This is a genomic window from Paenibacillus hamazuiensis, from assembly GCF_023276405.1.
GTDB classification, from domain to species: domain Bacteria; phylum Bacillota; class Bacilli; order Paenibacillales; family NBRC-103111; genus Paenibacillus_AF; species Paenibacillus_AF hamazuiensis.
Map to the genome: position 1 here is coordinate 7,417,501 of NZ_JALRMO010000001.1, position 12,535 is coordinate 7,430,035.

9 protein-coding genes, 2 rRNA genes and 1 riboswitch (1 of these 12 cut by a window edge) are annotated in these 12,535 nt (G+C 55.3%); all 11 genes read left to right on the forward strand.

Annotated elements, in window-relative coordinates:
- Positions 1-2,427 (forward strand): 23S ribosomal RNA (locus MYS68_RS32730); it begins 487 nt to the left of the window's first position.
- Between the two features lie 158 nt (positions 2,428-2,585).
- A 5S ribosomal RNA gene (gene rrf / locus MYS68_RS32735) occupies positions 2,586-2,702 on the forward strand.
- Between the two features lie 133 nt (positions 2,703-2,835).
- Entirely contained in the window at positions 2,836-3,036 is a 201-nt protein-coding gene (locus MYS68_RS32740) for a hypothetical protein (RefSeq protein WP_248929783.1), read from the forward strand.
- A 156-nt stretch (positions 3,037-3,192) separates the two neighbouring features.
- Positions 3,193-3,294: riboswitch (purine riboswitch) on the forward strand.
- A 154-nt stretch (positions 3,295-3,448) separates the two neighbouring features.
- Positions 3,449-3,934 (forward strand): 5-(carboxyamino)imidazole ribonucleotide mutase, encoded by a 486-nt coding sequence (purE, locus tag MYS68_RS32745; RefSeq protein WP_248929784.1) that lies wholly within the window; start codon positions 3,449-3,451, stop codon positions 3,932-3,934.
- Between the two features lie 2 nt (positions 3,935-3,936).
- Positions 3,937-5,112, forward strand: coding sequence for a 5-(carboxyamino)imidazole ribonucleotide synthase (gene purK, locus MYS68_RS32750; protein WP_420852244.1), 1,176 nt, complete (start codon positions 3,937-3,939; stop codon positions 5,110-5,112).
- An 18-nt stretch (positions 5,113-5,130) separates the two neighbouring features.
- Positions 5,131-6,426 (forward strand): adenylosuccinate lyase, encoded by a 1,296-nt coding sequence (gene purB, locus MYS68_RS32755; RefSeq protein WP_248929786.1) that lies wholly within the window; start codon positions 5,131-5,133, stop codon positions 6,424-6,426.
- Between the two features lie 15 nt (positions 6,427-6,441).
- A complete protein-coding gene (locus tag MYS68_RS32760) occupies positions 6,442-7,332 on the forward strand; it encodes a phosphoribosylaminoimidazolesuccinocarboxamide synthase (RefSeq protein ID WP_248929787.1) in 891 nt (296 codons plus the stop codon).
- A gap of 26 nt (positions 7,333-7,358) precedes the next feature.
- On the forward strand, positions 7,359-7,601 hold the full coding sequence (purS, locus tag MYS68_RS32765) for a phosphoribosylformylglycinamidine synthase subunit PurS (RefSeq protein ID WP_248929788.1): 243 nt from the start codon (positions 7,359-7,361) through the stop codon (positions 7,599-7,601).
- A 96-nt stretch (positions 7,602-7,697) separates the two neighbouring features.
- Positions 7,698-8,393 (forward strand): phosphoribosylformylglycinamidine synthase subunit PurQ, encoded by a 696-nt coding sequence (purQ, locus tag MYS68_RS32770; protein WP_248929789.1) that lies wholly within the window; start codon positions 7,698-7,700, stop codon positions 8,391-8,393.
- Complete coding sequence (gene purL, locus MYS68_RS32775; RefSeq protein ID WP_248929790.1) at positions 8,371-10,617, forward strand: phosphoribosylformylglycinamidine synthase subunit PurL; 2,247 nt, start codon at positions 8,371-8,373, stop codon at positions 10,615-10,617. The genes purQ and purL overlap by 23 nt, the downstream gene beginning before the upstream one ends.
- On the forward strand, positions 10,602-12,203 hold the full coding sequence (gene purF, locus MYS68_RS32780; protein WP_248929791.1) for an amidophosphoribosyltransferase: 1,602 nt from the start codon (positions 10,602-10,604) through the stop codon (positions 12,201-12,203). The genes purL and purF overlap by 16 nt, the downstream gene beginning before the upstream one ends.
- Positions 12,204-12,535 lie beyond the last annotated feature (332 nt).

The window sequence follows — 12,535 nt, forward strand, 5'->3', positions numbered from 1 at the left end:
GTGAAGCAGTACCGTGAGGGAAAGGTGAAAAGAACCGCGGGAGCGGAGTGAAACAGAACCTGAAACCGTGTGCTTACAAGAAGTCAGAGCCCGTTAAAGGGTGATGGCGTGCCTTTTGTAGAATGAACCGGCGAGTTACGTTCACGTGCGAGGTTAAGGTGAAGAGCCGAAGCCGCAGCGAAAGCGAGTCTGAATAGGGCGACTTGAGTACGTGGGCGTAGACCCGAAACCGTGTGATCTACCCCTGTCCAGGGTGAAGGTGCGGTAACACGCACTGGAGGCCCGAACCCACGAATGTTGAAAAATTCGGGGATGAGGTGGGGGTAGGGGAGAAATTCCAATCGAACTCGGAGATAGCTGGTTCTCCCCGAAATAGCTTTAGGGCTAGCCTCGGGATAAGAGTAGCGGAGGTAAAGCACTGATTGGGTGCGGGGCCCGCCAAGGGTTACCAAGTCCAGTCAAACTCTGAATGCCGCATACTTATACCCGGGAGTCAGACGGTGAGTGCTAAGATCCATCGTCAAGAGGGAAACAGCCCAGATCATCAGCTAAGGTCCCCAAGTGTGTGTTAAGTGGGAAAGGATGTGGAGTTGCACAGACAACCAGGATGTTGGCTTAGAAGCAGCCACCATTGAAAGAGTGCGTAATAGCTCACTGGTCGAGTGACTCTGCGCCGAAAATGTAACGGGGCTAAACACACCACCGAAGCTATGGGTCCAGTAATGGGCAGTAGGGGAGCGTTGTATACGGGTAGAAGCTTGACTGTAAGGACAGGTGGACTGTATACAAGTGAGAATGCCGGTATGAGTAACGAAAAGATGGGTGAGAATCCCATCCGCCGAAAGCCTAAGGGTTCCTGAGGAAGGTTCGTCCGCTCAGGGTTAGTCGGGACCTAAGGCGAGGCCGAAAGGCGTAGTCGAAGGACAACAGGTCGAAATTCCTGTACCACCGTGAACCGTTATGAGCAATGGGGTGACGCAGAAGGGTAGTGACGCGGACTGATGGATGTCCGTCCAAGCAGTAAGGCTGGTGCGTAGGCAAATCCGCGCATCGTAAGGCTGAGCTGTGATGGGGAGGGAAACTTCGGGAGTACCGAAGGTCATGATCTCAAGCTGCCAAGAAAAGCCTCTAGCCAGGGAGAAGGTGCCCGTACCGCAAACCGACACAGGTAGGCGAGAAGAGAATTCTAAGGCGCGCGGAAGAACTCTCGTTAAGGAACTCGGCAAAATGACCCCGTAACTTCGGGAGAAGGGGTGCCCCGGTAAGGTGAATAGCCGGAGGGGGCCGCAGTGAAAAGGCCCAAGCGACTGTTTAGCAAAAACACAGGTCTGTGCGAAGCCGCAAGGCGAAGTATACGGGCTGACGCCTGCCCGGTGCTGGAAGGTTAAGGGGAGCGGTAAGGTGCAAACCGAAGCTGTGAACCGAAGCCCCAGTAAACGGCGGCCGTAACTATAACGGTCCTAAGGTAGCGAAATTCCTTGTCAGGTAAATTCTGACCCGCACGAATGGCGTAACGACTTGGGCGCTGTCTCGACGAGAGATCCGGTGAAATTTTAATACCTGTGAAGATGCAGGTTACCCGCGACAAGACGGAAAGACCCCATGGAGCTTTACTGCAGCTTGATATTGGACTTTGGTACGATCTGTACAGGATAGGTGGGAGCCTTTGAAGCATGAGCGCCAGCTTGTGTGGAGGCGACGTTGGGATACCACCCTGATCGTATCGGAGTTCTAACCTGGTACCCTGATCGGGTATGGGGACAGTGTCAGGTGGGCAGTTTGACTGGGGCGGTCGCCTCCTAAAGAGTAACGGAGGCGCCCCAAGGTTCCCTCAGAATGGTTGGAAATCATTCGAAGAGTGCAAAGGCAGAAGGGAGCTTGACTGCGAGACAAACAGGTCGAGCAGGGACGAAAGTCGGGCTTAGTGATCCGGTGGTACCGAATGGAAGGGCCATCGCTCAACGGATAAAAGCTACCCTGGGGATAACAGGCTTATCTCCCCCAAGAGTCCACATCGACGGGGAGGTTTGGCACCTCGATGTCGGCTCATCGCATCCTGGGGCTGAAGTAGGTCCCAAGGGTTGGGCTGTTCGCCCATTAAAGCGGTACGCGAGCTGGGTTCAGAACGTCGTGAGACAGTTCGGTCCCTATCTGTCGCGGGCGTAGGAAATTTGAGAGGAGCTGTCCTTAGTACGAGAGGACCGGGATGGACGTACCGCTGGTGTACCAGTTGTCTCGCCAGAGGCACGGCTGGATAGCCAAGTACGGAAGGGATAAGCGCTGAAAGCATCTAAGCGTGAAGCCCCCCTCAAGATGAGATTTCCCAGTATGTAAGACCCCTTGTAGACGACGAGGTAGATAGGTTCGGGGTGGAAGCGCGGCAACGTGTGGAGCTGACGAATACTAATCGGTCGAGGGCTTAACCATATTACCCAAGAAAGTGAAGCGAAGCGTTGTAGCTTATGCCGATTACTTTCTCGGGGCCCAAAAGGATAAATTCTAAAGCGTAACTTGAAGTGATTCGCATCTAGTTTTCAGGGAGCAAGATGCTCCCGAAGCGAGTTTTGTTTAAGACAAAACTCATGTTTGGTGACGATGGCGGAGGGGAACCACGCGTACCCATCCCGAACACGACCGTTAAGCCCTCCAGCGCCGATGGTACTTAGACCGCAGGGTCTTGGGAGAGTAGGACGTCGCCAAGCAAATATGAGACCTGTTGCAGGTCGAGAAAAGAGTCTTTTTGGTAATCCAACCAAAAAGACTCTTTTTCTTTTTTTCATAAGTAAACTCAAGGTGCCTAACAATAACGAGGAAAACAAAGCTTAAGGAGTGGGAATGATGGATGAGGTCGTCAATAAAGAGCTTCGAGATTTAGGTACACATGCGGCGGGTGCGGTTGATCTGCATGAAACGAGAAATACGGAACGGCCGGTGACGGTTCATCCGCCGGATGTGCCGAATCCAGGTCCTTACGACACGCGAACAGGTCGGTATGAGCTGCAAAAAAACGACTTTCCGATACAAAGCGAAGAATGAACCGATTCGAAAATCAGATCCGACTCGAAACGGATCTGATTTTTTGTACAAAAAACGAACTTTTATATGCATCAATTCTAAAACGTTCGGTTTTCTCAGTTGACATGAAACGTAAAGGACTGTTAAACTAGTCATGCAAGCCATATTTTTGGCTAAAATAATCATGTATATTTTTCTCGTATAATGTCGGGAATATGGCCCGAAAGTTTCTACCCAAAGACCTTAAATTTTTGGACTACGAGGTTGAATGTGTGCGGCTCATGGAAAAAGCTGCTTTTTGTGTTGCGCGACAGTAAGGCGCAGAACCATTCGATTCTTGGTCGTCCGCGGATAGGCAAAACAGGCTATCTGCTGGACGTTTTCTTTTTCTCAAGATATATTTCACATACCTTTATAGAAATGAGGTCGAAACATGTCGGCACGTGTCGGTGTCATCATGGGGAGCCAATCGGATTGGGAAACGATGAAGCATGCTTGCGGCATCTTGGAGGAATTGGAGATTCCGTACGAAAAGAAAGTTGTTTCCGCACATCGTACACCGGATTTAATGTTCGAATACGCGGAGACGGCGGCGCAGAAAGGGCTGCAGGTCATTATTGCCGGCGCGGGCGGAGCCGCCCATTTGCCGGGGATGGTTGCAGCGAAGACGGAGCTTCCGGTCATTGGTGTTCCGGTGAAAACTTCAACGTTAAACGGTCTGGATTCGCTTCTGTCGATAGTGCAAATGCCGGGGGGCATTCCGGTAGCAACTGTGGCAATCGGGCAAGCGGGCGCCACGAATGCGGGGCTGCTCGCCGCGCAAATTTTAGGGGCCTTCGAACCGCAGATACAGGAAAGAGTCAAGAAACGCCGTGAGCGTATTCGCGAGCAAGTTATTGAAAGCAGCAGTTTGGAGTGAAAATGATGACTTCGGACAAAGCGAAAAAGATTTTGCCCGGAAGCACGATCGGAGTGCTCGGGGGAGGACAATTGGGAAGAATGTTAGCGTTAGCCGGTCGCCACATGGGTTACCGGTTTGTGACGTTGGACCCGACGCCGGATGCGCCTTGCGGTCAGGTGGCGGACCGGCAAATCACCGCGGCTTATCATGATGTGACGGCGGCGGCGATTTTGGCGGAGCAGTGCGATGTGATTACGTATGAATTTGAAAATGTGGACGCGGCCGTGACGGAAATGCTGATGAACGAGTCGTATGTACCGCAGGGCAGCGAGCTGCTTTATACGACGCAGCACCGAATTCGCGAAAAGCAGGCGATCGAGGCGGCCGGCGTACAGGTGGCGCCTTACGAAGAAATTCACAGTCTGGCGGGACTTAAGGAAGCGGTGGGCCGCTTCGGCATGCCCTGCGTGCTGAAGACGGCTACCGGCGGCTATGACGGCAAAGGGCAGTGGGTTATCCGCTCGGAGGAAGAAATCGAGGATGCCTACGAAACGCTGCTGAAAGCGAAGACGGATCTCGTCCTGGAGAAGTTTATCCGCTTTGAGAAAGAAATATCCGTCATAGCGGCGCGCAGTCCGCGGGGAGAAGTGAGGGCGTTTCCGGCGGCGGAAAACGTGCACGTTGATAATATTCTTCATCTGTCCATCGTCCCGGCTCGGGTCGATGCGCACATACTGCAAAAAGCCGAACAATTGGCGGTTCGCATCGCGGAATCGATGGAAGTGATCGGGCTGATCGCGGTGGAGATGTTTTTGACGCCGGACGGCGAGCTGTACGTCAACGAACTGGCGCCGCGGCCGCACAATTCCGGCCATTACACGATGGAAGCATGCAAAACGTCGCAGTTCGAGCAGCATATCCGCGCCATTTGCAACCTGCCTCTCGGATCGACGGAGCTGATGAGTCCGGTTGTGATGGTTAACGTTCTCGGAGAGCATGTACAGCCGGTATTGGACTTTTTGGAGGCGCAGGAGAAAGATCCGGAAGAAGCGACCGTGAAGGTGCATCTGTACGGCAAGCATGAGGCGAAGCCGAAAAGGAAGATGGGTCACCTCAATGTGCTTGCGGATACGACGGAGAAAGCGCTGAGCTGGATAGAACAGACCCGGATTTGGGAAAGTAAGGATAGCGAATAGATCGGAGGAAACGAGATTATGTTAGAGCGTTACAGCAGGCCGGAAATGGTCCGTATTTGGACCGAGGAGAACAAGTTTAAAGCATGGCTGGAAGTGGAGATTTTGTCCTGCGAGGCATGGTCCGAGCTGGGTGTGATACCTAAGGAAGACGTTCAGGAGCTGCGGGAAAAAGCAAGCTTCAACATCGACCGCATCTATGAGATCGAGCAGGAGACCCGTCACGACGTCATCGCGTTTACCCGTGCGGTATCCGAGACTCTTGGACCGGAGCGCAAATGGGTGCATTACGGGCTGACGTCGACGGACGTGGTGGATACGGCGCTTGGTTATTTGTTAAAGCAGGCGAACGAGATACTTGAGAAAGACATTCTCAATTTCATCGACATTCTCAAGCAGCAGGCGATTAAATATAAAGACGTGCCGATGATGGGACGGACGCACGGCGTTCATGCGGAGCCGACCACTTTTGGCCTGAAAATGGCGCTTTGGTACGAGGAAATGAAGCGTAATCTGGAGCGGTTCCGCTTTGCTGCGGACGGTGTGCAGTATGGGAAAATCTCCGGAGCGGTTGGCACGTACGCGAACATCGATCCGTTTGTGGAAACGTACGTCTGCGAGAAGCTCGGTACGAAGCCGGCGCCGATCTCGACGCAAACGCTGCAGCGTGACCGCCACGCGGAGTACATGGCGACGCTGGCGCTGATCGCAACGTCGCTTGACAAGTTCGCGACGGAAATCCGCGCTTTGCAGAAGAGCGAGTTCCGCGAGGTGGAGGAGCCTTTTGCCAAAGGTCAAAAAGGTTCGTCCGCGATGCCGCACAAGCGCAACCCGATCGGCTGCGAAAACATTTCCGGCTTGTCCCGCGTCATCCGCGGTCATATGATCACCGCCTATGAAAATGTAGCACTCTGGCATGAACGCGACATCTCGCACTCCTCGGCGGAGCGCGTCATTTTGCCGGATGCGACGATTTTGCTCAACTATATGCTGAACCGTTTCGGCAATATCGTGAAAAACTTGACCGTGTTCCCGGAAAACATGAAGCGCAACATGCAAAGCACGTACGGCGTACCTTTCTCCGGCCGCGTGATGACGAAGCTGATCGACAAAGGCTTCAGCCGCGAGCAGGCGTACGATACGGTGCAGCCGAGAGCGATGCAGGCGTGGGAAGAGCAGCGTTCGTTCCGCGACATTATCGAAAATACGCCGGCGATTCGCGAGCATTTGAGCCTGGAAGAGATTGAAGATTGCTTTAATCCGAGCTGGCATTTGAAGCATGTCGATACGATCTTCGAGCGGCTTGGTCTGAAATAGGAGGAGCGGAAAACGATGAATTCCACTGTAGCGATTTCGAGCGCGGAGCCGTATGTGAAGGCGCCCCTGCTGTACAAAGGCAAGGTGCGGGAGCTGTACGATTTGGGCGAACATTACTTGATCGCGGTGACGGACCGGATTTCCGCATTCGACTACGTGCTGAAGCCGGCGGTGCCGGACAAGGGCAACGTGCTGAACAGCCTGAGCCGGTTTTGGTTTGAGCAGACCGCGAAGCTGATGCCGAATCATTTGGTTCATGCCGATGTGGACCGGCTCGTGCCGGACGTGATCACGGACCGGGAAGTGATGAAGGACCGGTTCATGGTCACCCGCAAGGCGGAGCGCATCGATATCGAATGCGTTGTGCGCGGCTATATCACCGGCGGGGGTTGGAGACAATACCAGAGCACAGGCGAAATTAACGGACGCAAGCTGCCGGCGGGGATGAGGAAGAACGAGCGATTCGAGAAGCCGATATTCACTCCCGCAGCGAAAAACGATGTCGGCCACGACGAGGATATCTCGATCGAGCGGATGAAGGAGCTCGTTGGTGCAGATTTGACGGATCAATTGGAAGCGAAAAGCATCATGCTGTACGAATTTGCGCATCAATATTGCGCGGAGCGCGGCATTATTTTGGCGGATACGAAGTTTGAATTCGGACTTATAGATGGCGAGATTATTTTAATCGATGAAATTTTTACGCCGGATTCGTCGCGGTTTTGGGCGAAAGAGAACTACGCGCTGGACATCGAGATCGACAGCATGGACAAGGAGCCCGTTCGCACGTACCTGTCGGGGTCCGGGTGGGACAAAAACAGCGAGCCGGAGCCGCTGCCGGAGCTCGTCGTGGAGGAAACGTCGCGGCGCTACAGAGATATTTTCAACCGCTTGGTGAAGGGATAATACACATATTCGGGAGGTTCCATTCCATGTTAAAAGCAACGGTTTACGTAACGATCAAGCAAAGCGTGCTCGACCCGCAAGGAAATGCGGTGCAAGGCGGACTTCATTCGATGGGCTTTTCTGAAGTCGGCAAGGTACGCGTCGGCAAATACATCGAAATTGAGCTGAACACGTCCGATCGGGCGGAAGCGGAACAGCGCGTGAAAGCGATGTGCGAGAAGCTTTTGGCGAACACGGTTATCGAGGATTATCGTTACGAGCTGGCATAAATGACCTTATGATTAGGGGCACCCCGAAAAGGGGCAGGACTAGGCTTGAAGCTGTGTTTCACTTTTTGGGGACTAACGTTTAGGAGGAAAATGAAAATGAACTTCGCGGTTCTCGTGTTCCCGGGCTCCAACTGCGATATCGACTGTTATAAAGCGGTGGAGGATACGATCGGACAGCCGGTAAGTTATGTATGGCATACGGAAACGGACTTATCCCAATATGATTGCATCATTGTGCCGGGCGGTTTTTCGTACGGCGATTATTTGCGGTGCGGGGCGATCGCGCAGTTTGCTCCCGTCATGAAGGCTTTGAAGGAAGCGGCGGAGCAGGGAAAATACGTGATCGGCATTTGCAACGGGTTTCAGATTTTGCTGGAATCGGGACTGCTTCCCGGCGCCATGCTGCGCAACCAGTCGCTCAAATTCCGCTGCCACGCGGCGATGCTGCAGGTGGAAAACACGAACACGCCGTTTACTTCGCAGTACAAGCAAGGCGAGCTGATCAACATTCCGATCGCTCACGGCGAAGGCAATTATTATTGCGACGAAACGACGCTGCAGGAATTAAAAGCAAACAACCAAATCGTATTCCGCTATCAAGCGGGCAACAACCCGAACGGTTCGGTCGATGATATTGCGGGCATTTGCAACAAAGCGGGCAACGTGCTGGGCATGATGCCGCATCCGGAGCGCGCGGTGCACGAGCTGCTCGGCTCGGCGGACGGCGCGAGGATGTTCACTTCGATTTTGAGCACATGGAGGGAGAAGCATGGCGCAGCAGTTAACGGCTAAGGAACCGACCGCGGAGCAGATTGCGGATCAGAAAATATACAAGCAAATGGGCGTAACGGACGAAGAATACGCGAAAATATGCGGATTTTTGGGGCGGAAGCCGAATTACGTGGAAATCGGCGTATTCAGCGTTATGTGGAGCGAGCACTGCTCTTACAAAAATTCGAAGCCGGTGCTGCGCAAGTTCCCGACGACAGGACCGCGCGTGCTGATGGGTCCCGGCGAAGGCGCGGGTATTGTGGACATCGGCGACAACCAGGCCGTCGTGTTCAAAATCGAAAGCCACAATCACCCTTCGGCGATCGAGCCTTATCAAGGCGCGGCGACCGGGGTGGGCGGCATTATCCGCGACATTTTCTCGATGGGCGCGCGCCCGGTGGCGCTGTTGAACTCGCTGCGCTTCGGCCGGCTGGAAAACGAGCGCGTAAAATATTTGTTCGAGCACGTCGTATCGGGCATCGCCGGCTATGGCAACTGTATCGGCATCCCGACGGTGGGCGGCGAAGTGATGTTCGACGAGAGCTATGAGGGCAACCCGCTCGTCAACGCGATGTGCGTCGGCATCATCGAGCACGACAAAATTCAAAAGGGCGTCGCCAAAGGCGTCGGCAACCCGGTGTTCTATGTCGGACCGGCAACGGGCCGGGACGGCATTCACGGCGCGACGTTCGCGTCCGAGGAGCTGACGGAGGAATCCGAAGCGAAGCGTCCTGCGGTGCAGGTCGGCGACCCGTTCATGGAGAAGCTGGTGCTGGAAGCGTGCCTCGACTTGATCAACTCCGGCATCGTGCTCGGGATTCAGGATATGGGCGCCGCGGGGCTGACGTGCTCCAGCGCGGAGATGGCGAGCAAGGCCGGCAACGGTATGGAACTCTACCTCGACGAGGTCCCGCAGCGCGAGGAGGGCATGACGCCTTACGAGATGATGCTTTCCGAATCGCAGGAGCGCATGCTGTTCGTCGTCGAAGAGAAAGACGAAGCGCAGGCGAAGGCGATTTTCGAACGGTGGGGATTGCACTGCGCGAAGGTTGGCCGCGTGACGGACGATGGCAACCTGAAGCTGTATCATAAAGGCGAGCTCGTCGGCAATATGCCGGTAGCGGCACTAGTTGACGAGTGTCCGGTTTACAACAAGCCGTCGAAAGTACCGGCTTATTACGAAGCTTCGGCGAACATCGATTCGACGCGTTATCCGGAAGTGACCGATTTGAACGGCGCGCTGCTGAAGGTGCTCTCTTCGCCGACGGTGGCAAGCAAGGAGTGGGTGTACAACCAGTACGATTACATGGTGCGCACCAGCACGGTCGTTCGTCCGGGTTCGGACGCGGCGGTCGTATCGATCCGCGGCTCGCGCAAGGCGCTGTCGATGTCGACGGACTGCAACGGACGTTTCGTTTACCTCGATCCGGAAGTAGGCGGCAAAATCGCGGTCGCCGAGGCGGCGCGCAACAACGTATGCTCCGGCGCGGAACCGCTGGCGATTACGGACAACCTGAACTTCGGCAGCCCGGAGAAGCCGGAAATTTTCTGGCAGTTGGAAAAAGCGGTCGACGGCATGGCCGAAGCTTGCCGCAAGCTGAACACGCCGGTTATCGGCGGCAACGTCAGCTTGTACAACGAAAATGCAAAAGGCGCGATCTACCCGACGCCTGTTGTAGGTATGGTAGGTCTCGTTCACGATACCGATCACATCACGACGCAAGGTTTTAAAAAGGAAGGCGACGTCATCGTCCTGCTCGGCGAAACGAAAGCGGAGCTTGGGGGCAGCGAGTTCCAATACGCGATTCACGGCGTGACGGAAGGGCGCCCGCCGCAAATCGATCTCGACGTCGAGAAGCGTTTGCTGGACGGCGTATTGTCCGCCATTCAGCAAGGGCTCGTCGCATCGGCGCATGACGTGTCCGACGGCGGCCTCGCGGTTGCGCTGGCGGAAAGCTGCATCAGCGGCGGCGTAGGCGCCAAGGTCGATTTTGCCTCGGAACTGCGGAGCGATATCGCGCTGTTCAGCGAGAGCCAATCCCGCATCGTGCTGAGCGCATCGGCCGAGAAAGCGGAGGCGCTTAAGAAACATCTGGAGCAGAGCGGCATTCCTTATCAAGTGCTCGGGCAAGTACAAGCGAACAAGCAATTGGACATTGCAGTAAACTCGAAACCGGTCATCCAAGCATCTGTGGAACAATTAGAAAAGGTTTGGAAGGATGCGATTCCATGTCTGATGAAATAAAGTCCGGACAGATGCCTCAGCTGATGCTGGGGAGCAAACTCGGCGGCGGCATTAACGGCGGCGCAGGCGCAGGTCGGCAGCTAAGACAGCTGCCCGATGCTTCCGGCTTGCTGGGCGGCTCCGGGCTGTGGTCAGGGCGTTTTTACAACGACGGCATTAACGGGCATGACGGACTTTTCGACAAGCTGAGCGAAGAATGCGGCGTGTTCGGTGTATTCGGGCATCACGATGCGGCGCAGCTCTCGTATTACGGTCTCCATGCTTTGCAGCATCGCGGTCAGGAGAGCGCCGGCATCTGCGTGGCGGACGGGCAAGGTTTTCACTACCACCGCGGCATGGGACTCGTCAAAGAGGTGTTCGACAACGACAACCTGAGCAAATTGGCAGGCTCCAGCTCGATCGCTCACGTGCGGTACTCGACGTCGGGCGAGAGCAAGCTTGCGAATGCGCAGCCGCTTATTTTCAAATACCGCGAGGGTGATCTGGCTATTGCGACGAACGGGAATCTGACGAATGCGCCGGAAATCAAGCGCAACCTGGAGAAGCAAGGGTCGATTTTCCAAACGACGAGCGATACCGAAGTCGTTGCGCATCTGATCGCCCGCTCGAAGCACGACGATATCGTGCTGGCGGTGAAGGATGCATTGCAGCAGGTGGAGGGCGCTTATGCGTTCCTGTTCCAGACGAAGGATAAGCTGATTGCGGCGATGGACCCGCATGGCCTGCGTCCGTTTGCGATCGGCCGGCTGGGCAACGCGTATTTGTTCGCTTCCGAGACGTGCGCGTTCGATGCGGTCGGGGCGACGTTTTACCGCGATATGCAGCCGGGCGAGATGCTGATCCTCGATCAGCGCGGCGGCGTGACCGAGGACCGGTTCAGCCCGATCAAGCAGCGCGCGATTTGCGCAATGGAATATATTTATTTCGCTCGCCCGGACAGCGATGTGGACTCGATCAACATCCACTCGGCGCGGAAGCGGATGGGCCGGCAGCTCGCGATGGAATCGTTCGTCGATGCCGATGTGATCACCGGCGTGCCCGATTCCAGCATCTCTGCGGCGATCGGCTTTGCCGAGCAGACGGGCATTCCTTACGAGCTCGGACTTATCAAAAACCGCTACACCGGCCGGACGTTCATCCAGCCGAGCCAGGAGCTGCGCGAGCAGGGCGTGAAGATGAAGCTGTCCGCGGTGCGCAAGGTGGTCGAAGGCAAACGCGTCGTCATGATCGACGATTCGATCGTTCGCGGCACGACGAGCCTGCGCATCGTGAACCTGCTCCGCGAAGCGGGAGCGAAGGAAGTGCACGTGCGAATCAGCTCGCCGCCTTTTGCCAACCCGTGCTTCTACGGTATCGATACACCGGACCGCAAGGAGCTGATCGCCGCGCAGAAGTCGATCGAAGAGATCCGCCAGGCGATCAATGCGGATTCGCTGCATTTCCTGAGCAAGGACGGCCTGCTGCAGGCGATCGGCCGTCCGCAGGGGGAGCTGAATCGCGGGCACTGCACGGCCTGCTTCGATAACCGCTACCCGACGCCGGTGCCGGACGAGGCGGCGCTCGGCTGCGCGAGCGGCTGCGACTGAGGATGCGATTGAAGAGTCGATTGAGAGGCGATTGAAGGTGCGAACAGGCGGAACCCCGGTGAGGGGAGCGTACCTCGGGAAGCTCACTTTGCGAAAATAACGGAACTGTTTTCCGCTAATTAGCCGCAAACGGATGTGCCCGAGAAAATAGAGGAACTGTATTCCGTTAAATTGGCTTGAAATGGCCATCGACCCGGGAAATCGTACCAATAAAGCACTACAGTTCCGCTATTTGCAGGAAATAGCGAGACTCGCTCGATATAGCGCATCGTAGTTCCGCTATTTGTGGGAGATATCGAGACCCGATTGCAATAATGCGCATTAGTTCCTCC